The organism is Limnobacter humi (genome assembly GCF_024518835.1).
In the GTDB taxonomy this organism is placed as follows: domain Bacteria; phylum Pseudomonadota; class Gammaproteobacteria; order Burkholderiales; family Burkholderiaceae_B; genus Limnobacter; species Limnobacter humi.
This window is the reverse complement of the sequence record NZ_JANIGO010000002.1, coordinates 360422-386683: the sequence shown is the minus strand read 5'-3', so window position 1 is coordinate 386683 and position 26262 is coordinate 360422. Positions and strand designations below refer to the sequence as shown.

General features: G+C 56.1%; 27 protein-coding genes. 13 read left to right on the top strand and 14 right to left on the bottom strand.

The window, feature by feature from the left end; translation table 11 throughout:
- Window positions 1–37: 37 nt before the first annotated feature.
- Together NQT62_RS06865 and NQT62_RS06860 are read left to right on the top strand one after the other, a co-directional pair.
- The gene (locus NQT62_RS06865) at window positions 38–1078 is read left to right on the top strand and encodes a hypothetical protein (protein WP_256763920.1); all 1041 of its coding nucleotides are present in this window, start codon (window positions 38–40) and stop codon (window positions 1076–1078) included.
- Window positions 1047–2477 (top strand): MBL fold metallo-hydrolase, encoded by a 1431-nt coding sequence (locus NQT62_RS06860; RefSeq protein ID WP_256763919.1) that lies wholly within the window; start codon window positions 1047–1049, stop codon window positions 2475–2477. The genes NQT62_RS06865 and NQT62_RS06860 overlap by 32 nt, the downstream gene beginning before the upstream one ends.
- A gap of 4 nt (window positions 2478–2481) precedes the next feature.
- Here the strand turns inward: NQT62_RS06860 and NQT62_RS06855 are convergent, their stop codons facing one another.
- The 5 genes from NQT62_RS06855 to NQT62_RS06835 all read right to left on the bottom strand — a co-directional run bounded on the left by NQT62_RS06855 (window position 2482) and on the right by NQT62_RS06835 (window position 5885).
- Complete coding sequence (locus tag NQT62_RS06855; RefSeq protein WP_256763918.1) at window positions 2482–3684, bottom strand: ammonium transporter; 1203 nt, start codon at window positions 3682–3684, stop codon at window positions 2482–2484.
- A 98-nt stretch (window positions 3685–3782) separates the two neighbouring features.
- Entirely contained in the window at window positions 3783–4322 is a 540-nt protein-coding gene (locus NQT62_RS06850) for a hypothetical protein (protein WP_256763917.1), read from the bottom strand.
- A gap of 11 nt (window positions 4323–4333) precedes the next feature.
- Window positions 4334–5098 carry a helix-turn-helix transcriptional regulator gene (locus NQT62_RS06845; protein ID WP_256763916.1) on the bottom strand — a complete coding sequence of 255 codons (765 nt, stop codon included), beginning with the start codon at window positions 5096–5098 and terminating at the stop codon, window positions 4334–4336.
- 113 nt (window positions 5099–5211) lie between these two features.
- Window positions 5212–5559, bottom strand: coding sequence for a hypothetical protein (locus NQT62_RS06840; RefSeq protein ID WP_256763914.1), 348 nt, complete (start codon window positions 5557–5559; stop codon window positions 5212–5214).
- A 62-nt stretch (window positions 5560–5621) separates the two neighbouring features.
- Complete coding sequence (locus tag NQT62_RS06835; protein WP_256763913.1) at window positions 5622–5885, bottom strand: hypothetical protein; 264 nt, start codon at window positions 5883–5885, stop codon at window positions 5622–5624.
- A gap of 92 nt (window positions 5886–5977) precedes the next feature.
- Between NQT62_RS06835 and NQT62_RS06830 the strand changes: the two genes are divergently transcribed.
- Window positions 5978–7009, top strand: a complete 1032-nt coding sequence (locus tag NQT62_RS06830) for an NAD(P)H-dependent flavin oxidoreductase (RefSeq protein ID WP_256763912.1) — start codon at window positions 5978–5980, stop codon at window positions 7007–7009.
- Here the strand turns inward: NQT62_RS06830 and NQT62_RS06825 are convergent.
- Entirely contained in the window at window positions 7006–7728 is a 723-nt protein-coding gene (locus NQT62_RS06825) for a queuosine precursor transporter (protein ID WP_256763911.1), read from the bottom strand. The two genes, NQT62_RS06830 and NQT62_RS06825, sit on opposite strands and share 4 nt — an antisense overlap.
- 166 nt (window positions 7729–7894) lie before the next feature.
- Here NQT62_RS06825 and NQT62_RS06820 point away from each other — a divergent pair, with 166 nt between their 5' ends.
- From NQT62_RS06820 to NQT62_RS06810, 3 genes are read left to right on the top strand one after another with little or no spacing between them, the layout of a single operon-like run.
- Window positions 7895–9409: a flavin-containing monooxygenase gene (locus NQT62_RS06820; protein WP_256763910.1), complete on the top strand. Its 1515-nt coding sequence runs from the start codon at window positions 7895–7897 to the stop codon at window positions 9407–9409.
- An 11-nt stretch (window positions 9410–9420) separates the two neighbouring features.
- Window positions 9421–9648 (top strand): hypothetical protein, encoded by a 228-nt coding sequence (locus tag NQT62_RS06815; protein ID WP_256763909.1) that lies wholly within the window; start codon window positions 9421–9423, stop codon window positions 9646–9648.
- The gene (locus tag NQT62_RS06810; protein WP_256763907.1) at window positions 9645–10568 is read left to right on the top strand and encodes an alpha/beta hydrolase; all 924 of its coding nucleotides are present in this window, start codon (window positions 9645–9647) and stop codon (window positions 10566–10568) included. The genes NQT62_RS06815 and NQT62_RS06810 overlap by 4 nt, the downstream gene beginning before the upstream one ends.
- A 5-nt stretch (window positions 10569–10573) precedes the next feature.
- Here NQT62_RS06810 and NQT62_RS06805 read toward each other — a convergent pair whose 3' ends face one another.
- Window positions 10574–11587: an alpha/beta fold hydrolase gene (locus NQT62_RS06805; RefSeq protein WP_256763906.1), complete on the bottom strand. Its 1014-nt coding sequence runs from the start codon at window positions 11585–11587 to the stop codon at window positions 10574–10576.
- 231 nt (window positions 11588–11818) lie between these two features.
- Here NQT62_RS06805 and NQT62_RS06800 point away from each other — a divergent pair, with 231 nt between their 5' ends.
- The 3 genes from NQT62_RS06800 to NQT62_RS06790 are packed head-to-tail and all read left to right on the top strand — an operon-like array spanning window position 11819 to window position 13277.
- Window positions 11819–12346: a PhoD-like phosphatase N-terminal domain-containing protein gene (locus tag NQT62_RS06800; protein WP_256763905.1), complete on the top strand. Its 528-nt coding sequence runs from the start codon at window positions 11819–11821 to the stop codon at window positions 12344–12346.
- Entirely contained in the window at window positions 12285–12560 is a 276-nt protein-coding gene (locus NQT62_RS06795; RefSeq protein ID WP_256763904.1) for a hypothetical protein, read from the top strand. The genes NQT62_RS06800 and NQT62_RS06795 overlap by 62 nt, the downstream gene beginning before the upstream one ends.
- Window positions 12561–12596: 36 nt before the next feature.
- A complete protein-coding gene (locus tag NQT62_RS06790) occupies window positions 12597–13277 on the top strand; it encodes a hypothetical protein (protein WP_256763903.1) in 681 nt (226 codons plus the stop codon).
- On the opposite strand, the gene NQT62_RS06785 is transcribed toward NQT62_RS06790, so the two are convergent.
- Window positions 13262–13540, bottom strand: coding sequence for a hypothetical protein (locus tag NQT62_RS06785; protein WP_256763902.1), 279 nt, complete (start codon window positions 13538–13540; stop codon window positions 13262–13264). The two genes, NQT62_RS06790 and NQT62_RS06785, sit on opposite strands and share 16 nt — an antisense overlap.
- 83 nt (window positions 13541–13623) lie before the next feature.
- Window positions 13624–14640, bottom strand: coding sequence for an SMP-30/gluconolactonase/LRE family protein (locus tag NQT62_RS06780; protein ID WP_256763901.1), 1017 nt, complete (start codon window positions 14638–14640; stop codon window positions 13624–13626).
- A 97-nt stretch (window positions 14641–14737) separates the two neighbouring features.
- On the opposite strand from NQT62_RS06780, the gene NQT62_RS06775 reads away from it, so the two are divergent.
- Window positions 14738–15793 (top strand): META domain-containing protein, encoded by a 1056-nt coding sequence (locus NQT62_RS06775; RefSeq protein ID WP_256763900.1) that lies wholly within the window; start codon window positions 14738–14740, stop codon window positions 15791–15793.
- Between the two features lie 11 nt (window positions 15794–15804).
- Here the strand turns inward: NQT62_RS06775 and NQT62_RS06770 are convergent, their stop codons facing one another.
- Entirely contained in the window at window positions 15805–17031 is a 1227-nt protein-coding gene (locus NQT62_RS06770) for a saccharopine dehydrogenase family protein (RefSeq protein ID WP_256763899.1), read from the bottom strand.
- Window positions 17032–17188: 157 nt separating this feature from the next.
- On the opposite strand from NQT62_RS06770, the gene NQT62_RS06765 reads away from it, so the two are divergent.
- On the top strand, window positions 17189–18076 hold the full coding sequence (locus NQT62_RS06765; protein WP_256763898.1) for an EAL domain-containing protein: 888 nt from the start codon (window positions 17189–17191) through the stop codon (window positions 18074–18076).
- 8 nt (window positions 18077–18084) lie between these two features.
- On the opposite strand, the gene NQT62_RS06760 is transcribed toward NQT62_RS06765, so the two are convergent.
- The 4 genes from NQT62_RS06760 to metE form a co-directional block, all read right to left on the bottom strand.
- Window positions 18085–18975 carry a mechanosensitive ion channel family protein gene (locus NQT62_RS06760; RefSeq protein ID WP_256763897.1) on the bottom strand — a complete coding sequence of 297 codons (891 nt, stop codon included), beginning with the start codon at window positions 18973–18975 and terminating at the stop codon, window positions 18085–18087.
- A 7-nt stretch (window positions 18976–18982) separates the two neighbouring features.
- Window positions 18983–20743: a monovalent cation:proton antiporter-2 (CPA2) family protein gene (locus tag NQT62_RS06755; protein ID WP_256763896.1), complete on the bottom strand. Its 1761-nt coding sequence runs from the start codon at window positions 20741–20743 to the stop codon at window positions 18983–18985.
- Window positions 20743–21942, bottom strand: coding sequence for an acetyl-CoA C-acyltransferase (locus NQT62_RS06750; RefSeq protein WP_256763895.1), 1200 nt, complete (start codon window positions 21940–21942; stop codon window positions 20743–20745). The genes NQT62_RS06755 and NQT62_RS06750 overlap by 1 nt, the downstream gene beginning before the upstream one ends.
- 111 nt (window positions 21943–22053) lie before the next feature.
- Window positions 22054–24354 (bottom strand): 5-methyltetrahydropteroyltriglutamate--homocysteine S-methyltransferase, encoded by a 2301-nt coding sequence (gene metE / locus NQT62_RS06745; RefSeq protein ID WP_256763894.1) that lies wholly within the window; start codon window positions 24352–24354, stop codon window positions 22054–22056.
- Between the two features lie 97 nt (window positions 24355–24451).
- On the opposite strand from metE, the gene NQT62_RS06740 reads away from it, so the two are divergent.
- Together NQT62_RS06740 and NQT62_RS06735 are read left to right on the top strand one after the other, a co-directional pair.
- Window positions 24452–25378, top strand: a complete 927-nt coding sequence (locus tag NQT62_RS06740; protein ID WP_256764423.1) for a LysR family transcriptional regulator — start codon at window positions 24452–24454, stop codon at window positions 25376–25378.
- A gap of 108 nt (window positions 25379–25486) precedes the next feature.
- Window positions 25487–26257: an SDR family NAD(P)-dependent oxidoreductase gene (locus tag NQT62_RS06735; RefSeq protein ID WP_256763893.1), complete on the top strand. Its 771-nt coding sequence runs from the start codon at window positions 25487–25489 to the stop codon at window positions 26255–26257.
- Window positions 26258–26262 lie beyond the last annotated feature (5 nt).

Genomic DNA, 26262 nt, shown 5'->3' with positions numbered 1-26262 from the left:
GCTAGTCTGGAGGCTGTATGACATATTCCGCCTGTTCATGAGCTTGTTTCCCACCGTTGCATTCCGCCAGAGCCTGGCATTGACTTTGATTTGTTTGCTCACTGCCTGCGCCATGCCCGGTGTTGGGCCGCGCAGCATTTCTCCGTCTCGCATGAATTACAACGATGCCATCTCCCGTTCCTGGGATGAGCAGTTGCTGCTGAACCTGGTGCGGGTGCGTTATGGCGAAAGCCCCTTGTTTGTGGATATCACCGCCATCAACGCCAGCATGGCGGCCAGCGCCAATGCGGGTGTGGGTTTGAACTTCATCGACAACGGGTCGCGCGAGCGCATTAATTCGGTGGGGGTGGAGGTCCGTGACGCGCCCGTGATCAGCTACAACTACTTGCAAGGAGAAGCGTTTGCCAAACACGTACTGACGCCTCTTACACCGTCCATCATTGAACCGCTGACCCGTTCAGGCTGGTCTGCTGAACGGTTGTTGTTGTGCTGTATCGAAACCGTGAATGGCATTGACAATGATGTACCTGACCGCGATCGTTTTGGTCGCGTGGCCGATTTAATGGGTGAGCTGCAAACAGCGCGCCTGCTGCGCATCAACAGCACAGCCGACCGCCGCATCGTGTTGACCATCCGTTCCCAGCACCCCATGGCCGTTGAGCTTCGCCACATGTTGGGCCTGGACCCCAATGAAGAACGGTTCGACCTGGTTGATGGGGTGCAACACACACCGCATTCGATTGCCATGCAGGGCAGGTCAGTGTTGGCGGTGTTTCATGGTTTAGGGTATGCCGTGGAGGTGCCACCGGTGGACAGCAACAAAGTGGTTCAGCTCATCAATAGCGATGGCGTTGAAGTGGATTCGCGCCTGTTAACCAGCCAGTTGTTGCGCGTGCAAAGCGGCAACAAAGAGCCGGACAATGCGCAAGTGAAGGTTAATGTGCGTGGTCATTGGTTCTGGATTGATGACACCGACCTCAATTCCAAGCTGACATTGTCATTGTTGCGCATGCTCCTTTTTATCAAATCTGTGGACCGTCCATCCTATGCCCCTGTCATCACCATCCCAACCCAATAACACGGGCTCAATCAAACTCAGCTTTCACGGCGCCAACCAGGCGGTTACGGGTTCCTGCCACCTGCTGGAAGCTGGGGGGCTGCGGATTGTGGTGGACTGTGGTTTGCACCAGGGGGGGCGCGATGCTGATGAACGCAACGCAGCACCTTTTGGCTTCGATCCCAGTTCGGTGGATGTGCTGGTGCTGACCCATGCCCACCTGGACCACTGCGGGCGCTTGCCTTTGCTGGTGAAGCGGGGGTTTAAAGGGCGGATTGTGTGCACCGAGGCCACACGCGAACTGGCTCGATTGGTGTTGCTAGACGCGGCCCATCTGCAGGAAGAAGAAGCGCAATACCAGCAGCGCAAGTTGCAACGCAGGGGCGAAAACCGGGATGCGCCGGTGCTGTATTCCGTGGTGGATGCGCTTCGAAGTTTCGACTGCTTTGCGCCCGGGCTGGCATATGGTGAGGCCCACGCATTGAACAATTCTGTCAGTGTGACACTGCACAATGCCGGCCACATCCTGGGGGCGGCCAGTGCAGAATTCCAGATTCAGACCGAGCAGGGTGCCCGGCGCATTTTATTGTCGGGCGATATTGGTCCGCAGCACCCGGCCCTGCTCTTGCCGCCAAAACCACCCGGTCAATGCGATGTGGTGGTGATGGAAACCACCTACGGCGACCGTTTGCATCGGCCTTTGCAGCCATCAATTGACGAGTTGTACCAGGTTATTGAGGAAACCTGGCATCGAGGCGGCAATGTGGTCATTCCGACCTTTGCCCTGGAGCGTGCGCAGGAGCTGCTGAATGTGCTGCGCATGGGCGTAGAGCAACACAACATTCCCAGAGGCATGCAGATTTTTCTGGACTCACCGATGGCCATTTCAGCCACCGAGATTTTTAAACGGTACGCAGACCAGTTTTGTGAGCCAGTGCAGGCCATGTTGACCCGCGGAGAAGACCCCTTCAGTTGGTCTGGTGTGCACAATCTCAGGGAAAGCAGCCAGTCACAGGCCTTGAACCAGATCAAATCAGGGGCCATTATTTTGGCCGGTGCCGGCATGTGCAACGGCGGGCGTGTTCGTCACCATTTGCGGCACAACCTGTGGCGTCCGGCTTGTGCTGTGGTGTTTGTGGGTTTTGCTGCCCAGGGCACGTTGGCACGCCGTATTATCGACGGCGCTCGCACCGTGCATTTGTTCGGTGAAGAAATTCCTGTGGCCGCACAGGTGCACACCATCAATGGTTTTTCAGCCCATGCAGACCAGGCGGATTTGTTGACTTGGCATGCCGCCACGGGGAAGCCCATGGACACGGTGCTGGTGCATGGAGAGTCCGCGGCGATGAACGCATTGGCAGAACGATTGCCGAACACCACAGTTCATCGCCCCGAGCAGGGTGACGAACTGCGGATTTAAGCGCTTACCAACTGGTTTCGCGTTCGGGGCTGGCACTTACCTTGTGAATGGTGAGGTCGGCGCCCGTGTATTCTTCCTCTTCGCTCAGTCGAATACCCAGTGTGGCTTTGAGCACCCCGTACACAGCAAAACCCGCCACGGCAGCAAAAGCCACGCCGGTGAGCGTGCCAATCAGTTGGCTCATGAAGCTCACGCCACCCATGCCGCCCAGGGCCTGTTGACCCACCACACCCGCTGCAATGCCACCAAAGGCGCCGCACAGGCCATGCAGGGGCCACACACCCAGCACATCATCAATTTTCAAGCGGTTTTGGGTGAGGGTGAACATGAATACAAATAGCACGCCAGCACCACCACCCACGGCCAGTGCGCCCAGCGGGTGCATCAGGTCGCTGCCTGCACACACAGCCACCAAGCCAGCCAATGGGCCGTTGTAGACAAAGCCGGGGTCGTTGCGGCCCATCAGCAGTGCAGTCAATGTGCCGCCCACCATGGCCATGAGGCTGTTGACCGCCACCAAACCTGAAATGCCGGCAATTTTTTGGGCGCTGACCACGTTGAAGCCAAACCAGCCCACCGCCAAAATCCAGCTGCCCAACGCCAGGAAGGGAATGGAGGAGGGCGGGTGGCTGGAGACCCGGCCGTCACTGCGGTAGCGGCCGCGGCGCGCACCCAGCATGACCACGGCACCCAAGGCTACCCAGCCACCCACCGCGTGGACCACCACGCTGCCCGCAAAGTCGTGGAAGGGTGCACCAAAAGCAGTTTGCAACCATTGTTGAAAGCCGTGGTTGTTGTTCCAGACCAAACCTTCAAAAAACGGATACACCAATCCCACCAGCACCGCCGTGGCAATCAGTTGTGTTCCAAAGCGCGCACGCTCGGCAATACCCCCGGAAATAATGGCGGGAATGGCCGCGGCAAAAGTGAGCAGGAAGAAAAACTTCACCAGCTCGTAGCCATTGTTGAGGTTCAGTGAGCTGGCTGGGCTGTAAAAACTGACGCCATACGCCACTGCGTAACCCACAAAAAAGTAGGCGACGGTGCTGACGGCAAAGTCAGCCAGAATTTTGACCAGGGCGTTGACTTGGTTCTTGTTGCGCACCGTGCCCACTTCCAGAAAAGCGAAGCCAGCGTGCATGGCAAGCACCATGATGGCGCCCAGAAGCACAAAAAGAGTGTCCAGGGAGGTTTGAATTTGTTCCATTTTGGTGAATTTTTAGGGTTTGACAGGTCATGGGCCCCTTAAAAGCAAGCACGATGCCAGCTTGTTATGCACCAAAGTAGTGAATGTAAGACGCCGGTTCAGAACCCAGTGTGCTGGGTGTTTTTCAGGGCAGCCTTGCACAGTTCAATGGCATGCCAGTTGGACCAGGCCAGCGTTGGAGCGCGGTCTGCCAGTTGAGACTGCTTTTTCTCTAGCAGTTCCAGGCGTTCCTGCAAGGCGCGTTGAGCCTGTCCTTGCATGTCCAGCGTGAAGGTCCGGATAAAGTGGGTCAGGTTGGCAAAATCAAAGCGGGGGGTAAATGCCAGGTGAATGTTGCCCAGGCGCAGGTAGCTCTCGGTCAGCCGCGCGCTGCTGGATGCCATGAACTTCACGCCGGGTGTATTCAAAATCGAACAGTCTGCCGTGTCCAACGGAATGTTCAGGCCGTACGCCTGCAATTCAAACCGCTCTGGCACATAGACCAGGGTCAAACCGGGAAACAACTGAAACTTTCCCTCAATCAGGTGCAATGCCAGCCATTTCAGGAAAGCGTCATCAAAGGCGTTGGTCTGGGGGTTTGCACCACCCAGACCCGCGCCCATGACGCCCAACGGTCGAAGTACGTCCAACGGTGTCATGTCGTGTTCAGTCAGCGCTTTTTGGCGAAAGCGTCATCGAGTGATTTCTGAGCCACCTGCTTGGCCTTGGTCTCCAGCATTTCAGCGGCGGTCACGCTGGATAGGGCCACACCCAACAGATTGCCCTTGGGGTGCTGTTGGGCTTCCAGTGTCCACTGGTTGCGTTGTTGCACCAAGCGTTGTGGTGATACTTCAACCGTATTGCCGGTTTTGCTGCCTTTTTCTTTGACCTGCAGCAGCAGCCGTTGCCGCTTGAGCAAGGCCAGCGCAACAAGCTCAAAATGAGGCACATCCGCTGATGGGGTGTGGCTGGGATCAACCTGGATGCGCTTGATGGCTTCATCGGCGCTCAGTCCATCGACTTCCAGTATCCCGGCCAGGCGAGCCATCACGGGTTGTATGTGGGGCCCCAGGTTGCCTTTTTTGTCCAGCGCGGCAAACCATTGGTGGGCTGCCAGCACAGCATGGGTTTCCTGCGCATTGAACCAGGGGTGCTTGGCTTGGTATTTGGCCGATTTCCCACCTTTGGCCGCTTCAAAACGGTAACCACCAGCAGCGCGGTCAAACACAATCGGGGCGTGTAGGTCGTCACGAAGGTGAGACAGGTCTCGCTTCAGGGTAGCCCAAGACACCCCCAAACGCTTCATCAGTGCTTCCTTGCTTACCACACCGTGCGCCTGAATCAGTTGGTCGATTTGAAACAGTCGATCGTTGTTGATCATGATGTCTTCTCCCATGGAGCCATGCCGTTGAGCTACAAGATACCACAGGCTCATGAATTGAGCTTAAATGATTGAGCAATAACCTGCACTTAGCGCTTTTCACCTGCTCCATGAAAAAAGCCCGGCAAGAGCCGGGCTTGATGGACGCAGTGCCCGGGCGTTTGGATTTAACCGCCTGCTGCCTTCACCTGGGCATTGGCAGCAGCCAACCGCTTGTCCAGCGCGGCCAAGTCTTTGTTGATTTTGGCCACTTTTTCTTTGTCTTCCCCGGCCGCTGTCAGTTCTTTCTTTTTGTCGGCAATCAAGATGTTGATGGCCGCTACCTTGGCTTTGGCATTGTTGGCCTTGACATTGACTGGCTTGGCCGGTGTGGCAGCAGGTGCTGGTGCTGCGGCCGGTGCAGGTGCCGCGGCCGGTGCTGCAGCGGCCGCTTTGGTTTCAGCCAGAGCGGACTGGGCCATCAGCAGTGCTGTGCAAGCCAGGGTGATGGAACTCAGGGTTTTCAGGGATTTCATGCATGTCTCCTACAAATCAATCAAACAGCGTCCGTTCAGGGAGGCTCACTCCCCGAGCCCGTTCAGGACGCTTGGCACTTCTTCATGAACGAATTCTTTGCGGCACCTGCCAGTTTTTTGCCGTTTTTATCCACGGCCTTTTCTTCACAGCTGGCCTGTTTGCTCCCGGCCAGGCACTTTTTCATGGAGGATGCTTTTGCTGCACCGGCCAGGGGTTTGCCGTCCTTGCTCACTGCTTTGGCCTCGCAGGCCTGCTCGGCCGCTGGATCGGCATAGGCCGGCAGGGCAAACAAACAAACCAGCAAGGCGGGAATCAGTTTCTTCATGGTGTCATCTCCAAAAAGGTTGGGGTGGGATTACACTGCGCTCGTGAGAATGCCGCTCAGGCATTACAGACAAATTCCGGGCAATTTTCAAGATGACTAGGGTTTACGATAGTTTTCCAGCCCTGATTCAGGCGCCGATGGCCGGCTCGCAGGGCAGTGCATTGGCCATCGCGGTGGGCCAGTCGGGTGGTTTGGGTTCGCTGCCTTGTGCCATGTTGGGACTGGATCAATTGCAGGCCGAACTCCGTTTGTTAACAGAGGCTGGTCTGCAGGCTTATAACATCAATTTTTTTGCACACACCACGCCACAGCCCAATCCAGCTCAAGAGGCAGCCTGGCTGAACTGCTTGAAGCCTTACTTTGACGAATGGGATTTGAATGTTTCGCAGGTGGTGTCGGGCCCCGGTCGGCAGCCGTTTTCTGCGGCACAAGCTGAAGTGCTGGAGGCCTATAAACCCGCTGTGGTGAGCTTTCATTTTGGTTTGCCCAGTGCTGATTTGCTGCGCCGCGTGAGGGCCCTTGGTGCGCAGGTGTGGAGCACGGCCACCACCGTGGCGGAAGGCCTGTGGTTGCAAAAAAACGGTGCGGATGTCGTGATCGCCCAAGGGCTGGAGGCTGGTGGGCACCGGGGGCATTTTTTAAGCCCCGACCTCACCGAGCAGATGGGCACACTGGCCTTGCTTCCCCAGTTGGTGCGCATGTTGGACATTCCGGTGATTGCAGCCGGTGGTATTGCCACGCCACAGGCGGTGCGGGCAGCGCTCGAACTGGGTGCCAGTGCTGTTCAAGTGGGGTCTGCCTATTTGTTGGCGAATGAAGCCACCACGTCAGCAGTTCATCGGGCTGCACTGAAGTCGGATGCGCGTTTCCACACCGCGCTGACCAATCTGTTTTCCGGGCGACCCGCCCGAGGCATGGTGAACCGCGTGATGCAGGAATTGGGGTTCATCCGGTCCGAGGTGCCCGAGTTTCCGCTGGCCACCGCGGCCATGGCACCGTTGCGGGTTGCTGCAGAGCGGGCGGGTCTGGGTGATTTTTCACCATTGTGGGTTGGGCAGCATTTGGCCACCACAACCGAGGAACCCGCCGCGGTGATTACGCAGCGCCTGCTGAGCGGGCTTTAAACCTTCAGGCTAAACGGTGTGAAGCGGGTATTGCGGTCATAGTAATCCTCGTTCTCCGCTTTCTTGAGGCTGCTCACCACCCAGTAGGTGAGCGGTGTGGCCACCACTTCCCAGCCTGTTTTCACCACATATTGGGTCAATGTGACGGTGATCAGTTGGTCGGTGGTCATGATGCCCCAAAACGCAATGGTGTAAAACAAGGCCGAGTCAATCAGCTCGCCCACCAGGGTTGAGCCGATGGTGCGGGTCCACAACCAGCGGCCTTGGGTGAGCAGCTTCAATTTGGCCAGCACAAAGCTGTTGGCAAAACTGCCACTCCAGAACGCAATCAATGAAGCCAATACAATGCGCCAGGTGTTGCCAAACACGGTTTCAATGGCGGGTTGCCTGTCTGCCCAGAAGGGGGCTGGCGGCAGGTTGACCACCACAAACGCCATGGCGGATGCAAACACCAGCGCACCAAAGCCGCTCCACACGGCACGGCGATCGCGGCTGTAGCCGTATACCTCGGTCAGAATGTCGCTGAACAGGTAAGAAATGGGGAAAAACAGCACACCGGCGCCAAAGGTAACGCTGCCCACCCAAGGCAAGTCTACTTGGGCAATTTTGGCCGGGCCAATCAGGTTGGAGCACAGCAGCACCACCACAAAGGCGACGAGAATGAAATCGTAGTACTTGTATTGCCGGGGAAGCGTCGCGGCGGTGGAGGGTGCAGTCATGGTGTTGCCCGAAATGCTGTTGTTGGTGTGTTGTCTGATTTTATTGTACTGATTTGACCCGTCGACCGCGGACTAGGTTCGGGAGTTTGACAGACGGACGTTGCAATGCCAGCATCTGTCAGTGTCTTATTCCACCAATCGTTTGATATTTATCGACAGGTTGATTGTGCAAAAACGCCAAACAAGTCAGTCCGCTATTGATGCAGACACCCCTCAACTGCCGCTGTCAGAAGATCATATTCATCACACCCTGATTATTGGGGGTGGTTTCGCTGGAGTTGGTGCAGCCATTGGACTGTTGCAGGCGGGTTTTGATGATTTTCTGTTGTTGGAAAAAGCCAGTGAATTGGGTGGCGTTTGGCGGGAAAATACTTACCCGGGCTGTGCCTGTGATGTGCCTTCAGCGCTGTATTCCTATTCGTTTGCACCAAACCCCCGTTGGAGCCGCTTGTTCGCTGGTCAATCGGAGATTAAACAATACCTTCAGGACACTGCAGCCCGCTTCAAGGTGATGCCCCATGTGCATTTTGGCCAGGAAGCCTTGAGTCTGGCCTGGCAACATGATGCAAATCTGTGGGAGGTACAAACTCCCACACACACCTTACGCAGTCGGTTCATCATTCTGGCTTGCGGACCCATGCACGAGCCAGTGTTGCCCAACATTCCCGGATTGTCCGAATTCAAGGGCGAGATATTTCATTCCTCCCGCTGGAACCATGCGGTGGATTTGACCGGCAAGCGAGTGGCTGTGATCGGCACCGGCGCGTCGGCCATTCAGTTTGTTCCAGCCATTCAGCCGAAGGTGGCTGAGCTCACCGTGTTTCAGCGCACGCCGCAATGGGTGTTGCCCAAACTCGATCAGTCATTGCCCCGTTGGGTTCAACTGTTGTTTAAAGCCTTGCCCACCACTCAGCAAGCCCTGCGGGGCGCCACTTATGGCCTGTTTGAGGCACTCAATGGCAGCATGCAAAGCCTCAAAGCCATGCAGCATATTCAGAAAATTGCGCAATGGAATCTGGCGCGCACGGTAAAAGACCCAACATTGCGAGCACAGCTCACCCCGGATTATGTGATGGGTTGCAAGCGCGTCCTGCAGTCCAACCAGTGGTACCCGGCACTCATTCAACCCAATGTGAAGGTGTTGACCAGTGCGCTAATCGGCGTGGACGGCCAAACCCTGATTGCCGAAAACGGCGACACGGTTCAGGCCGATGTCATCATTCTGGGCACTGGTTTCGAGATTGCCGAGCCACCGATTGCGCAGCGTGTGCACGGCCGTGATGGCCGAAGCATGGCCGAGGTTTGGCAGGGCAGCCCCGAGGGCTACCTGGGCACGCTGGTGGAGGGATGTCCGAATGCTTTTCTCATGTTTGGTCCCAACATTGCCGTCAGTTCGTCTGCATTCATCATCATCGAGGCGCAACTGAATTACATACTCGATGCCTTGAAACAGGTTCGGGCCAAAAGCCTGAAAACCATAGAGCCTCGGTCTGATCTCACAGCCCTCTACAACGCACAGGTGCAAGCTGCACTGGAAAACACCGTGTGGAATGCCGGTGGTTGCCACAGCTATTTCATTGACCGCAACGGGCGCAATAGCACGGTGTGGCCCTGGAGCACACTGGACATGAAGCGCCGCTTGAGCCGGTTCAATATTCACGAATACGTTACACATGCTTGAGGAGACAAACGATGTTCAAACGCAAACGACATTCGCCGCTGTTTGGCAAGGTGATTGCCATCACGGGTGCCGCGCGTGGCATCGGCCTGACGACAGCCCGCCTGTTGCGTGAACAGGGTGCCCAGGTGGACATGGGTAGTTTTCTGGCTGGGAACACCCGCATCCTCGACAAACTCGACAAAGGTGCGCACGCAGCCTACGATGCGCGAATCCACGCTCTTTCCAAAAATGCACGATGAATGCTCGACTCAATCTTGTGATGACGGCTGTTGAACGGCTGTCCGAAAAACTGGTGCGTGGCGCACTCCGGGTGTCCTTCAAAGGTTCGACTCAGTTCCCGTTGCCACTGCCATTGTTGCGAAAAACCATGGATGCCGGTGCATTCCTGTTCTGGACCCGTTCGGACTGCTCAGTTGAGCATCGGCAATTGGGCAACGTCAGTGTGGCGCTGTTGACCCCCAAGAATGGACCTGCCCACAAAACCCTGTTGTTGATGCATGGTGGTGCTTTTTTCGCAGGGTCGCTTCGAACCCACATGGCCATGGCCAGTGAACTGGCTGTGCGTTGTGAGGCGCAGGTGGTGCTGGTGGACTACCGACTCGCGCCCGAGCACACCTACCCGGCAGCCACCAACGATGGTTTGGCGGTGTACGCGGCATTGATGGACCAGTACATCGATCCAGCCACCACCTTCTTGGTTGGCGATTCTGCTGGCGGGGGTATGGTCTTGCACATGGCCCAGCAGCTTCGCGATCAAGGTGTGGAGTTGCCGGCTGGCCTGATCCTGATTTCACCGTTTGTAGATTTGACGCTGTCGTCCCATTCGATTCAGACCCGGCGCCGTGACGACCCCATGCTGAGCGAAGCGCCACTTCGCCGGGGTGGTGATGCGTACCGGGGTGAGTTGGATGCAGCAGATCCCCGGGTGTCGCCGGTGTTTGGTGATTTGACAGGCCTGCCGCGCATGCTGATTCAATGCGGTTCAGATGAAATCCTGCTGGATGACACCTTGCTGCTGGAAAGCCGTGCCAAGGCTGCCGGCGTGATGGTTCACTGCACGATTTACCCGCGCATGTGGCACAACTTTCAGATGTTCAACGCCTTGATCGGCGCTGCCGACAAGGCCTTGTATGAAGTTGCTGAATTTGTACGGGACTGAATGCCTTACAGGTGCTTGCGCACAAAGGTTTTGATGGCCTGTGCGCACATGTAAGGCGTTTCAATCATGGGCAAGTGGCCGACATTGTCAAATAGGCACAACTCTGACCGCTTGATCAGTTTTTCAAAGGTGTGGGCGCAACTGGGGTGCAGCACTTTGTCTTCTGTCCCCCACATCACCAGGGTTGGTGTGCCAATGTCTTCAAACGTGGCCTTGGTGTAGTCGGGTCTGCGGCTCAGCATTTCTCGAAACAGGAAGGTGTTGACATCGCGCCGGTGGACCAGTTCGGTGGCTGAGAAAAACGCCGCCGATGCAGCCAGGGCCCGGTTGTGAAACACCAGGTCGGTGAGCTTCATCACATCCACTGGGTCGCGGGGCACCAGTTTGTTTTTACCACGCAACAATTCATCCACAAACTCGGTGTGGGTTTCTCCGGGCAAACCCAGGGCATCCATCAACACCGAGCTGGTCACCAAATGAGGATGCCGTGCGGTCAGCAAACCGGCCAATGCCCCACCCATGGAGTTGCCCACCACATTCACCTTGTGAACGCCAATCTCGCCCAGCCAATGGGCAAGGCGGTCGGTCTGGTCTTCCAGGCCATATTGCTTGTGCGGGTTGAAGCCACTTTCTCCCCAGCCGGGCAGGTCGGGCATGAGGATGCGGAAGTAGCCGGCCAGAAAAGGCACAATCGGCAGCCAGTGCTCTTTGGCCGCAGCAAAACCATGCAGCAGCAACAGGGTGGGTTGGCTGGACTGGCCCACTTCCAGCCACACCAGTTTGTCTTTGCCCACGCCGATGCGCCGACGGTGCACCCCGACCAAGCCGCCATACCAGGGGTTCAGGCGCGTCAGGCTGAATATTTTGGGTCGCCAGTTCTCTAGCAACTCAGGTTCTGGTGCCTTGCTATGGCGAAGGAAAGAATCACCCACCGTGTCAAAGTATTGGTCAACCAGTCGGGCGCCTTCGGACACCGGTTTGGGTTCGATGCGTTTTTTGCGGGTGGTGGATTTCAACACGGGGCAATCCTGTCAGGTGTTTGTCGTTATCGGCAAGGCGTTCTCTATCGCCCGAATAAAGGTGTCACAGGCTTGTCATGGACGTCAATAAGGAAATCAGACAAAAACACAACAATGTGTAATTTTTATATCATGGGTTTGACTTGTCATTTGGAACCTGTTTACAAAATCTCCTCAATCCATTCGGATCGATTGGGTGGTATCAATCAAAACCCATGACATGGACATCGCATGAAGCGCAGGGATGTATTGAAAGTGCTGGCCGCAGGCACACTGACCGCTTGTGGCGGCAACAATGAACTGATCGGTACCGTTGGCGGTGGTGCCGGCGATGGAAGCTCACCCACCACACCCACTGAAAACCCCGTTAATCTGGAATTCACGGGCGCATTGCCTGAGCCTGGGCAAGAGCCCGCTTCCTTTGATTTTCCGCTATTGCTGGCATTGCCGTTTGCCCATGGCGTGGCCAGCGGCGACCCACTTGCGGACCGTGTGATGCTTTGGACACGGTTGACCTTCATCAATCCACCTGTCCACGGAGTCCTGGTTCGCTGGAGAGTCAGCACCCGGCCTGATATGTCTGACACGGTGAAGCAAGGCAAGCAACAGGTGATTGCTGATCGGGACTGGACCTTGAAAGTGGACGTATCGGGCCTTGAACCCGCCACCACTTACTACTACCAGTTACGTGCAGTTCATGGAATGGGTGGAGCATGGCTACGGCATTGTGCAACTGGATGCCGACAAAGCGGTGTTTGAATGTTGGTGGCAAAACAAGCTCGAAGACAATTCCCCCGATGTTCTGGGCGCGCAATTGGTCAGTTTTTCAGCCAACGCGTCCACCCAATTCCCGGTGCCGCGTTTTAAGAATCAGATCGACACCGTGGGTGTGCATGGCTTGGGCGTGATGCCCACTCAAAGCCCGAGGCGTGCTGCCTTGGCCCCCATGGCGGCGGTGTTGAAACCCCGATAAACTGGGGAGCTGCATTCGAAGTCTGGAGTATTTGAAATGAGATTGGTCAAGTGGGCGATGCCGATTCTGGCCTTGACGCTGAATGCCTGTGCATCGGTGTATGACGTACGGCCTCAGCCAGTCAATACGCAGGTGTCGGTGTTCAACAACGGCGTTGAGTCATTGCGTTCCAAAAAAGTTCACGAAGTGGAGGTGGGCTCCAGCGCGCCACAGATGGTCCAATTCGACGATTTAAGGTTCATGGTGAGTTTCACCAACCATGGCAAAAACCCAGTGGAGTTTTCCCCGGCCAACGTCGCGGTCACCCTCAATGGCCAAGTCGTGCCTGTTCTCAGTTATGAGGCCCAATTGCAGGACATTGAAAACCGGTTGAGCTATTACGGCTATCGCCTGTCGCTGTTTCCAGGTCCCGGTTATATTGCGCCCTTCTACCAGTCTGGCGTTGGGTATGGTGGTCGCTTTGGATTTGGGTTTGGCAATGCCGGGTTTGATGATGGTTTCAATGATCGGTTGGACGTGCAGCGGGCCTACAATGATCTGGAGCGTCTGAAGCGTTTGGGTTTGAAGCCCAAAGTGGTGAAACCGGGTGAAACTTCTGCCGGTGAAATTACGCTGGCTCGGCGATTGCCCGCTGGGTCGGTGCAATACCTCAGTCTGGATGTGACAGTGGACGGTGAGGCCCATCACTTTGAGTTTGGTTATCACTCTCGCCGTTGATCATCCATGACAGGTTCCAGCGCAGGACTGATTGCCAACCGAAGCGATTGAAGTTTGGTTTCCAGAAAACAGATTCGCTGATCCCGCTGACGCAATTCATCGCTCAAAAACTCAATGACTTGATTGAGTTGATTGATTTCCCGAACACGTTGTGACAGCAGTGTTGCGCAACGTTCCTGAATCTTTGCCAAGTGTCGGGTCAGCACTTGGTTTTCAAACATGATCTGCTCGATTTGTAGCAGAGGGCAATCCATGGCGCGCATCTGAATCTCCATCGGGGTTGATAGAGATCATATTAAATGAGAATAATTCTCATTACAACAGGCGCTGACCCAGACCGCAGCGGTTATCTTTTTCTAAATAGGGTCAGCGTGTTGCCCACCGGCGAATTGTTGTCACCAATGATGCCTTTTTCGGTGACCAACAAATCTTGACTGGAAAACAGTGGTGCACGGCCCTGCCGCACTTGCGATGGGCCAGTGGAGAATGTCAGCGGTGTGGTTGACGCCAACACAGCACCGGTGGGGCTGATGTGCGCAATCTGACCGGTCAGGTAATAGGTCATTGCATAACTGCCGTCTGGCAAAATCGAAAAGTCATCGGGCAACTGGGGCAGGGTGGCAATCACAAATGGCGTGCCTGCGCTTGCGTCGCTTCGCACAGCCACCGCATTCAATTGCCCCAGATTCGGCGGTGCAGAGTCGGTGAAATACAGAATATTGCCGTGCCGCTGTATCCCGTTTGGAAACCGCCCCGTCAAATCCAACCAGGTGGACTGCTGTTGCACCACCATGGGGTTGCTGACATCCAGTTCAAGCCGAATCAATTTGGGCGAGGGCAGGGCGCTGCTGGACAAGGGGCCATCCGCCGCATACAGACTGCGTCCGTCCGGCCCATCTACCAAGCCGTTGGTCAAGGCAACGCCGCTGTAGGTGAATATTTTGTTCAGGCGCATGGGTTGGCCATCCAGCCGGGCGGCCCACAGCGTTCCATCGCCGCAATTGGCATACAACACCTGTCGTTGAATGGCCAAGCCAGTGAAGTTGCAAGCGGTTTCATTCAATGCTGTCAGGCTGAATCCGCTCGCCTTGCCAGTGGCTGCTTGGGTCACCTCAAACACCCCAGTGCCACCAGATACAAACAGGCGGCCGCTGTCGGAGAAGATCATGTTTTCGGCATCGGGCACCGTTAGCAAGGGCACAGCATCGGCGCATCCGTTTTCAAAGCACAGTGAACTCACCTCGGCAGCGCTGGTGCGTCCAGTTGTGGTCGCGGTCGAAGCCGAGTCGGATGTGCAGGCGGTTTGTGCAAAACACCCTGCCGCAAGAATGGCTGTGGATGCGCGTTTCAGCGTGATGAACATGATGGGGTCCACGGTTGTTGTACACCATGTTACTGACTGAGGCGTTGACTTGGATGTAGGCAATAATCGATCAACCCCTTCAATGGAGTCCACAACAATGAAGAAGACGATGAATGCTGCTGTGGCTTGTACTGTGATTGCGCTGGCCAACACCGCGTTTGCGCAGCCTGCTGTGTCGGTTGAGCAGACCGCCCGTCCATGGGCCCTGGGTGCTTTGCCAGCCACTTTTCAAGGCGATTTGCCCTGCGCCAGTTGCCAGGCCATCCAATATTTGGTCACGTTCAATCCGGACCACACCTATGTACTGACTTACCGCTACAAAGGCGTCGAGGGCCCAGACACGCGAAGCGATCTGGGACGTTGGTCACAAGCGGCTTTTGGCCCTGTGATTGCGCTGCGCGGGCAGGAAGAGAGACCTCTGTTTTTCGCCGTGCAGACGGATGGCAATTTGCGCCTTCAAGACACGGAGGGGCGTAACATTCTGTCCCCATTAAACTACAGCCTGAAACGACTGCCGCAGCCCGAATCCGTGCGCGTGCGCTTGCATCCACTGCATGGTGAGTTCACCGTGGCCGATGACGGCGCACAATTCACGGAATGCGCCACTGGCAAAACCTTCCGTGTAGCGTCTGCAGGCGAAAGCGACAAACTGTCCGCCGCCTGGTCCAACGCCCGCGCTCAGGGTGCGTCAACACTGGTGGCCACGGTGTACGGTGAACTGGTGCAGGGTAAGGGCGATGTCAGTGCGTTGACTGTGTTGCGCCTGGACCATGTGAAAGCGGGTTCCAAATGCGCCATGCCCAAAACACCATCGCAACTGCAAAACCAGGTGTGGAACCTGGTGAAGCTGGGCGACCAGGACATTGATGCGGGGAAGCTGCCACGCGCACCTCAGTTGCTGTTGCAAGCCGATGGCAAACGCTTGAGTGGCTCCGGTGGATGCAATGCCATTTTGGGTAGTTATCAGCTCGATGGCCAGCGCCTTGGCCTTTCAACCGTGGCTTCCACCCGCATGGCCTGCACTTCACCCAACGATGTCGAGGGGCCTTTTGTTCAAAGCCTGTCCGAAGTCAGAAGCTGGAACATCTTGGGCAACTGGTTGGAGTTGTATGACGAGAAGGGCCAAATGCTGGCCCGTTTCGAATCGGCTTGATGGATCAGCGTTCATTGATCCATCAGGTCGAAGCTCAAGCCTGCATGTTGTTGCAGCCTGGCCAGTAGGGCATCGCCCATGAGTGAAGACGGTGTCCAAAAACCACCGTCTCCTTTCTTGGGCAAATCCATGGCCAGGCAAGTGACCGCCTCACCCAGAATTTTTGCGGTTGAACCGTAGCCAGGGTCCATGTCGCCCTTGACACGTGCGCGCAGGGTTTGCCCCCTGCTGGTTGTACCAAAGAAATGCAGCTCATAAAAACCTTTGCGTTGTGCCTCCTCGCTGGGGCCCTCGCCAGGTTTGGGCACCACAAAGCGTTCAAGCACCCAGCGGCTGGGCGGTATGGCTGCCCCGACAAAAAAACCAGTCAGTGCGCTGGCCACAGAGGCGGCCGTGAGTCGTCCTTTCAAACCCTTGCCGGTCATCATGGCTTCGTCGTATTGAAAATCTTTGCCGTAGGCGTAATTCATCAGTGCATTGCTGCGATGAATAACGCGCACGTTGATGGCCCCCATCACAAACGGTGCCACCCAGCTTTGGGCGGTGTTGTCGAATTCGGCGAATTTGACGTTGGGTTGGCGAGCAGCCAACTTTTCAGGGGCCAACAAAAATGGATTGGCCAGTTTTTTCGCCAGGGAAGGGTCCTTGGTGACTTCTTTGGTGATGTTAATCATGCTGGCCACGGTGCCGCCTGAAAATTCGCCGCGGAAGCGGCCAACGCGCATCGCCACCCGCTGGCAGGCGTCGCCAAACTGGCTTTTTGCGGCCCGCTGGAGAAAGTAAACCCCCATGTCCGATGGAATGGAATCAAAGCCGCAGCAATGCACAATGCGGGCACCATTTCTCTTCGCGGTGCTTTCATGGGCTGCAATCATGCGGGCAATCCATTGCACCTCACCGGTCAGGTCACAGTAGTCCACACCCGCCTCTGCACAGGCCCTCACCAGTTCCGAGCCGTACAGGGCGTAGGGCCCAACCGTGGAGACCAGCACCCGTGTTTGGGAGACCATGGTGTCCAGGTCGGTTGGGTTGGATGCATTGGCCAGGATCACCGGCAGGGCATCAGCACCATCCCCCAGCGACGCTTTCAGGCTGGCCAGTTTGTTGGCATCCCGTCCGGCAATGGCCCAAGTGATTTCACCTTGCGCCCCATGGCGCTTCCAGAGGTAGCGGGTCAATATCTGCCCCACAAAGCTGGTGGCGCCAAACACCACCACATCAAAGGTTTTCTTGGTCATGCCGCGGTCTCCTGGTTCGATTCGATTGGGTTTTTTTACTCTTGTTTTGCAGTGAGGTTACTCCGTTGGGATGATACTCGCCTTCCATCACCCTACCGACTTCGAGCGATCTGATTGCGGGTGTGAAATAGTGGTAGGCCCGGCAGGAGAGCAGCAATTGGCACATCCGTTCACATCTCAACACGCGCACGAGCCCACCCAACGTGGCGGGTATTTGCGTTGGCAGTTGCTGCGCAGCCTGTTACAAAACCAAATGCCTGCTGGGCTGACCTTGGCCTGGCAACCGTTGCTGTGTCGGCATGCGGCAAGCGGTGGTTTGCATGCCGAGGCCTTGTTGCGGTTTTGGGAACCTGGGCAGGGTTCCATCGGTCAGTTTTCTCAGGCTGATGCCGTGTTACAAATTTGTCAGCAGCTTGGCAAAATGGCTTTTCTGGACAATTGGGTGATGACCCGCTGTGTTGAGCATTTGGAACAGCATGCCGAAGCCCTGTTGGGTCTAAAAACGCTGTGCGTGAATATCTCCCCGCAATCGTTGAATCAGGCGGCTTTTTTGGACGACTCTCTGGCGCTCATCCGTGCGCATCCCAGGGCCGCCAGCAAACTGTGTCTTGAAATCACCGAATTGGGCGCGGTGTCCAACCTGAATGCCGTTCAGCGATTTGTCTCTCGTTGCCGCCAGTTGGGGGTTCGGATTGCGCTGGATGATTTCGGTTCTGGTTACAGTAACCTGCGCTATGTGATTGATTTGCAATTGGACATGATCAAGATTGACGGGGCCATTGTGCGCACCATGTGCCACAACCGCGCCAGCCGAGCGGTGGTCTCCGCCATCAGTCAGTTGTCAGCCAATCTGGGTTATCTGTGTGTGGCCGAATGGGTGGAAAATCTGGAGACCTTGCGTGCCTTGAATGCCTTGCCAGTGGACTGTATCCAAGGTTATCTGGTGTCCGAGCCAGTGGACCCGGCTCGGTTCCTTCACCGCCAGACGATGCACGACCTGGTTTTTTCAGAACGCCCTTTGCCGGTGGAGTGGATGCAGTCTTGATGGCGGGATTAATCCTGTGCCTGGGTATTGGGGTCCACTGCATGTTCCAGATACTCAACCCAGAACCGTTTGACCACCGCTTTTTCGAGTTGCCCCCGTTTGTTTAGTGGGCAACCCAAGCGCAGCGTCATGCGCAAGCACTTTTCATCCACACTGTTCCAAAACACTTCAGGCTGGGCTTTGGGCAAGTCCACAAAGTGGCTGTTCTCTAGGTGGGTGAAATGCCGTTCTGCCTCCAGAATCCAGTGTTTCCCGGCTTCATTGGCCAGTTTCAGCACCAGGTTCTCCGCGCGTTGAATGTTGACGCGTCGGTCGAAATGAAAGTCGATCAAGTGAATGCCGTAGGCTCCATAAGCCGACAGGTTTTTTAACGGCCATTGGAATATCAGGCTGTTGGGCAACTGCAGCAGCCGACCCGTCTGTTTTTTGGATGGGCCGATTTCAGCCAGCTCGAAACTGACAAACCCTGTATTCACCAATTGGCCAGTGTATTGACCAATTTCAATGGTGCTGCCGATTTTCAGGCTTTTGTTGAGCGAAATGATGAGTGCGCCCCACACACAGAGAATGAATTCCTTGCTGACTACCAGCAGCGCACCACCAATGGCCGCCAGAGAAATCAGAAACCCGGTGATTTGGTTGGACCACAAGGCCAGGATCAGCAACACAGCAGTGACCCAAACCATGTTGCGTCGGCGTACCCAGGTGGCGCGCAAATCGCCAGAGGGGTCCGCTGTTTTCTTCACCGCCAGCCGCCAATGCATGAAGCGGTTGATGAAGGTGGCCATGAACAGAATGAGCACGGTCAGAATGACCCGGCCCAGCCTGCTCTCCAGAAAATCAAACACCGCCTCGATCACGGGCAGGGTTTCTCGATACAAGTGCAAGAGTTCATTCATGGTGTGTTCAGTGCCTGCCACCGATGGTCTGGTCTTGCCGGAAAATATCCTCCAGCTCCTGTCGTCCCTTCAAGCCCAGCTCAATCAGTTTGGCAGGGTCGTCCTGCACCGTGTTCAAACGATTCAGCATGTCCTCGTCGTGTTTGCGAAATACTTCGGCGGCCCGAATGGCTGCGCCATCGCTGTATCCCAAGGCGTTCAGGGTGTCCGTTGCAGCTTCCAGCGCACCGCCAAACAGCTCGCGAATCACGTGGTGAGCCCCGGCTTTCTTCAGCGCCACATAGTCCACTCGATTGTGGGCTCGCGCTATGATGGTGAGCTTGGGGTATTGGGTTGCAATGTACTCAACCAGGTTTTTGGCGGTTTGGGGCTCATCAATGGCCACCACCACCACACGCACCCGGGATATACCAGCGGCTTCAATCACTTCGCGTCGTGCTGCATCACCGAAGTACACCAGATTGCCGAATTTCTTCACAAATTCAATGTGGTCTGCGTCTTTGTCCAGCGCGGTAAAGCGGATTTGGTTGGCCGCCAGAATGCGGCCAGTGACCTGACCGAAGCGACCAAAACCGAGAATGAGTACCTCCGATTCTTGTGAATCAAATTTGGCCTGTTGTTGAGGGTCTTTGGCAATTTGCTTGTCGGTAAACCGGTCAAACCACAACACGGCCGGTGCAGTCAGTGCCATGGATAGACCCACCATCAGGTTGACCATGTCGGCTGTGGAGGCTGGCAGCAGTTTTTGGGCGGCAGCTTGCGCCATGATGACAAAACCAAATTCACCGCCCTGGCACAACATCAGGCCCAACATTAGCGCCCGTGGAAACGGCACGCGCGCCAACATGACAAGACCAATGATGACGGTGGTTTTCAGCGCCATCAGCCCCAGTGTTCCAAAAGCCACTGTGATGGGTGAATGGGCCAGCAGTTTGAGGTCCAAGGTCAAGCCGATGGAAATAAAAAACAGCCCCAGGCTTAAACCTTTGAAGGGTTCAACATCGGCCTCCAATTGATGGCGAAAGGACGAGTTCGCCAGCATCAATCCAGCCATGAACGCACCCAGACCCATCGAGAGTTGGACTTTTTCCATGATGGTGGCTGCGCCCAGAACAATCAGCAGGGCCACCACGGTCATGATTTCCCGGCCACCATAGCGAGACAACAGGTTGAGGATGGGGTTGATCAGGAAGCGTGCAAACACCACCAGCCCGAGAATCGTGGTGGGTGCAATCCACCAGGCCAGTTCTTTGTCGTTCAACTCAACCGGGGCCACTGCTTGAACAACAAACAGAATGGGCACCACGGCAAGGTCTTGAAACAGCAAAATCGAGAAACCGCGTCGACCGTCTTCATTGCCCAGCATGCCCTTGTCTGCCATGAGCTGCACGGCAAAGGCGGTGGACGATAAGCCCAGCGCCAGTGCAATCACCAAGGCGCCATTGGATTTCATTTCGAACAAATACACCAGGACCGCGTACACCACGGCGGCGGTGGCGGCCAACTGGCCAGTGCCCAATAGCAAGACCTGGCTGCGCATGGCCCACAGTTTGGCTGGCTCTAGTTCAAGGCCAATCACGAACAGCAGCAGAATGACGCCAATCTCAGAGAGGTGCAGTACTTTTTCAGGGTCGCCGATTAAGCCAAGCACCTGGGGACCAATCACCACGCCAGCCACCAGGTAGCCCAGAATGGCGCCCAAGCCAAGCCGCTTGAACAGCGGCACAGCCAGGGCGGCAGCCAGCAGGAAGTAAACAACGCTTTGCATCAGGCATCCAGCAGGCGGATGGCCATGGCGGTTGCTTCACCACCACCGATGCACAGGCTGGCCACGCCGGTTTTTCCGCCCGTTCGTTTCAATGCGCCCAGCAAGGTGCACACAATGCGTGCACCACTGGCACCAATCGGGTGGCCCAATGCGCACGCACCACCGTGAATATTCACTTTGTCTGCCGGCAAGTTCAAGTCGTGCATGGCGGCCATGGTCACCACGGCAAAGGCTTCGTTGATTTCATACAGGTCCACTTGTTGAGCCTGCAAACCCGTTTTGGCAAACAGTTTTTGAATGGCACCCACCGGTGCTGTGGTGAACAGACTGGGCTTTTGGGCATGGCTGGCATGGCCCAGTATTTCGGCCACAGGCTGCAAACCCATGGATTTTGCGGTGCTGTGACGCATCAAAACCAAGGCGGCGGCACCGTCAGAAATCGATGAACTGTTGGCGGCAGTGACTGTACCACCATCACGCCGGAAGGCGGGTTTGAGTTGACTGACCTTGGCAGGGTCTGCCTTCAACGGTTGTTCATCCACGGAGACTGTGTCGGTGCCTTTCCGACCAGGCACGTCAATCGGCGCAACCTCCCAGGCAAAGTGGCCTTGTTCAATTGCGTCTTTGGCCCGCTGTAGGGAGCGCATCGCAAACTCATCCTGGGCTTGCCGTGTAAACCGATATTGGTCTGCGCATTCTTCAGCAAAGGTGCCCATCAAACGGCCGCGTTCGTAGGCGTCTTCCAGTCCATCGAGAAACATGTGGTCCAGCACTTGCCCATGGCCCATGCGCAAGCCAGCCCGGGCTTTGGGCAGCAGGTAAGGTGCATTGCTCATGCTTTCCATACCACCGGCCACCGCCACGGTGCTGCTGCCCGCCATCAGGCCATCGTGCGCCAGCATCAGGGCTTTCATGCCCGAGCCGCACATCTTGTTCACGGTGGTGCATGCTGCATCCAATGGCAAACCAGCCCCCAGGGCTGCCTGGCGGGCTGGTGCCTGGCCTTGGCCTGCAGGCAATACACAGCCCATGATGACTTCATCCACGCACTCTGACAGGGTGGGGTGCCCAGTGCGCTTTAGCGCAGCGGCAATCGCGTGGGCACCCAGGTCCGCAGCGGGCAGGGCAGACAGACTACCCTGAAAACCGCCCATGGGTGTGCGGGCGGCAGAAACGATCACAATTGGGTCAACAGACATGTTTGGGCTCCACGGTTCAATGCTTTTGGGGATTATTGTCCACGCAAAATCGTGACCAAAAGCCCTATGAACGTGAAACCCAGCGGTTTTGCTGACCCGCTCAACACGCTTTCAGGTGTTGAGCAAAGCCCGGGTGTCCGCCGTGGCTTCCACCATCACTTTCAATGCTTGCTCGGTTTCTGCCCAGGCACGGGTTTTGAGCCCGCAATCCGGGTTGATCCACAGATTGCGGGCTGGAATCACCTCGATGGCTTTTTGGATGAGACGAACCAGTTCCGCTTTTTTGGGTACCCTGGGTGAATGAATGTCGTACACCCCGGGTCCGATTTCATTGGGGTAGGCAAACTCCCCAAAGCCGCGCAACAATTCCATGTCTGAGCGGCTGGTCTCAATCGTGATCACGTCAGCATCCAGTGCAGCGATGTCCGGCAGGATGTCATTGAATTCCGAGTAACACATGTGGGTGTGAATTTGGGTTTCGTCGGCCACGCCACTGGCACTGATCCGGAAAGCCCTGGCGGCCCATTGCAGGTATTCTTTCCAGCGGGATGTTCTCAGTGGCAAACCTTCCCGGAAGGCGGGCTCATCGATTTGAATCATGCCGATACCAGCCGCTTCCAAATCACACACTTCATCACGCACGGCCAGGGCAATTTGCAAGGCGGTATCACTGCGCGGCTGGTCATCCCGCACAAAGCTCCATTGCAAAATGGTCACTGGACCGGTGAGCATGCCTTTCATGGGCTTGTCTGTGAGGCTTTGCGCAAAGCGGGTCACATCCACTGTCATGGGATTCGGTCGGCTAACGTCACCAAACAGAATGGGTGGTTTGACACACCGCGATCCATAGGACTGAACCCAGCCATTGGCACTGAATGTGAAACCCTCCAGCTGCTCACCGAAGTATTCCACCATGTCATTGCGCTCGGCTTCGCCGTGCACCAACACGTCGAGCCCAATGCGCTCTTGAAATTCCACGGCCTGACGAATTTCCTGTTGAATACCTTGCCAGTATTGATGGCGGTCCAGTTCACCTTTCCGAAAACGCGCCCGCAAATGACGAATATTGGCTGTTTGCGGAAAAGAACCAATCGTGGTGGTTGGCAACATGGGCAAATTGAACTTGTCCTGTTGTTTGGCTTGCCGGGTGTTGAAGTGGCTTGAGCGCTGGTCAACACCGGCTGGCAATTCAGCCAGGCGCGTTCGCACAGCCGGGTTGTGTACCAGCGGGCTTTGTTGACGTTGGTGAACCCGGGTCTGGTGTGCTTGCCAAAGCTGGGCTTGTGCGGTGTCCCAGTTGGTTTTGCCCAGGTGGGCTTCAACCCGCATTTTGAGCAATTTCAATTCATCCAGCTTTTCATGCACGCCTGCCAGCCAGGGCCGCACTTCGTCCCGAATGCTTGCGTCGTTGCTCAAGCGATAAGGCACATGCAGCAAAGAACAACTGGGCGCAATCCACACTTCGCCTTTGCCGCTGTCAAAGGCCTGCTGGATCATGCTGTGAGCTCGGTCCAGGTCCGTGGCCCAAATATTTCGACCATCCACCACACCCAATGACAGCACCTTGTAATTGGGTAACCAATCCAGCACTTGGGGAAGGTCCTCCAAAGCGCGACAGCAGTCGACATGGAGCCCGTCTACGGGTAGTTTGCACAGCAGGCTGGTGTGGCCCTGTGTGCTTGAGAAGTAGGTTGCCAAGAGCACTTTGACGCCGGTCGATTTCAGCGGTTGGTAGGCTGACTCGCAACGTGCAATCCACTCAGACGGGAGGTCCAAGCCCAGCACAGGTTCGTCCAGTTGTACCCAGCTCACCCCGGCTTTGGCCAATTGGCTGAGCAGTTGTGCATACACGGGCACCAGTTGGTCGAGCAACGCAAGTCGGTCAAACCCCAGCGCCTTCGATTTTCCCAGCCAGAGAAAGGTCAATGGCCCCACCAGGCTGACCTTGATCGGATGCGCCAGAGAACGGGCCTCTTCAATTTGCTCCAGCAAACGGCTGGCATGCAAGGTGAACTGGGTGGATGGCGAAAACTCCGGCACCATGTAATGGTAGTTGGTGTCAAACCACTTGGTCATTTCGAGCGCATGGGTGTCCACATGGCCTGACTTGCCTCGTACCATGCCGAAATAGCGTTCCAGCGCGGTTTGGTTTTCGGTAAACCCAAACCGCGTGGGTTCACAACCTAGCAACTGAATGTGGTCGGCCACATGGTCGTACAGGGTGAAATCACCCACAGTCATGAAGTCCAGGCCTGCTGCGATTTGTGCCTGCCAATGCCGCTTGCGCAGGCCGCGGGCGACCGCCAGCAGGGCTTGCTCATCGCTGTCGCCTTTCCAGAATGATTCCAGCGCAAATTTCAACTCACGGTGTTCTCCAACACGGGGAAAACCTAAAACATGGGATTTGATCATGGTGTGCTCAAGGGAATTTGAATCAGAAGCTGCATGGTCATGCGAATCGGTATATTATTCAAACGATAAATATTCACAAAAAACATGAATGAAATTCATGTATGAAGCCATGCTTGAACTACGCCACCTCCGAACCTTGAAAGCCATTGAAGAAACGGGCAGCTTGTCCCGTGCGGCCGATGTGTTGTGCATTACGCAGTCAGCGGTGTCGCACCAAGTGAAGGCATTGGAGGATTGGGTCGGGGAGGAGCTGCTGTACAAGCAAGGTGGCCAAACCCGCTTCACCGTGTTGGGTCAAACTTTGCTGAACCTAGCCCACACGGTGTTGGCCGAAGTGGACAGTTGCGAACTGGGCATTCGCCAACTGAAAGAGGGCGCGGGTGGACCCTTGCGCGTTGCTGTTGAATGCCACACCTGCTTTGACTGGTTGATGCCGGCCATGGACCACTATCGAAGCCGCTGGCCCGAGGTGGAGCTGGACATTGTGTCGGGCTTTCATGCAGACCCGGTGGGTTTGATCCACCAATCGGCGGCTGAATTGGCCATCGTCTCTGAGGATGGCGCGGAAGAGGGTGTCACGCTGTTCCCATTGTTCAAATTTGAAATGGTGGCCGTGGTGCCAGCCGATTCCAAGTTGGCTGAGCGCGCTTATCTTCGCCCATCGGACTTTAAAAACCAGACCCTGATCACTTATCCGGTGCCCGATGACATGTTGGATGTCGTTCGTCTCTTTTTGAAGCCTGCCGGTGTAGAGCCCGCCCGGCGAACCAGTGAACTGACCGTGGCCCTGTTGCAACTGGTGGCCAGCCGCCGGGGCGTGTCCGCATTGCCCGCCTGGGCGGTGCAAAGCTATGTGGAACGGGGTTATGTGGCCCAGGTCCGGTTGGGCAAACATGGGTTGATGTCCACGTTGTACGCCGCTGTGCCCAAAGCGTTGGCCGGCAAAGCGTATGTGCTTGACTTTGTTCACTTGGTCCAGGATTTGTGTCTGCGCGAATTGCCGGGTGTCGAGCGGGCGTCATAAGCATCACAACATTTCAAAAAAACGAACGTTCGTTTGTTTTTCTGGTGCTGCAACACCCAAATCTGCGGTACGCTTTCGGCATTCAAAACAGTGTGCAGGAGACATGTCATGAAACTCGACAATGCGGTTGCCGTGGTCACGGGTGGTGCGTCTGGCCTGGGTTTGGCCACAGTAGAAGCCTTCTTGGCCAAGGGTGCCAACGTGGCTGTATTCGACATGAACGAGGCCGCAGGCCAGGCTGTCGCGGACGCGCACCCAGGCCGGGTGATTTTCCAGAAAGTAAACGTGGCCGATGCCGATTCAGCAACCGCAGGCATTGCAGCCACGATGGCTGCTTTTGGTGCCATTCATGTGGCGGTGAATTGCGCCGGTGTGGGCACTGCATCCAAAATTCTGGACCGGGACAGCAAGGCCTTGCCGCTGGAAGCCTTTAACAAAACCATTCAGGTGAACCTGGTGGGCACTTTCAACATTTGCCGACTGGCTGCTGAAGAAATGGCCAAAAATGCACCCGATGCAGATGGCCAGCGTGGTGTGCTGATTAATACCGCTTCGGTGGCTGCATTCGACGGGCAGACCGGCCAGTGTGCCTATTCCGCCAGCAAGGGGGGTGTGGTGGGTATGACTTTGCCCATGGCCCGTGACCTGTCGCGCTACGGCATCCGTGTCAACACCATTGCTCCCGGTATTTTCGATACCCCGATGATGAAAGGGGTGTCAGAAGAGTACCGCCAACCGCTGATCGCCATGGTCCAGAACCCCAAGCGTTTTGGAGACCCGGCAGAGTATGGTCAACTGTGTGTCACCATGGTGGAAAATAACTATCTGAATGCCGAAACCATTCGCCTGGATGGCGGTATTCGCATGGCAGCCAAGTAAGGAGA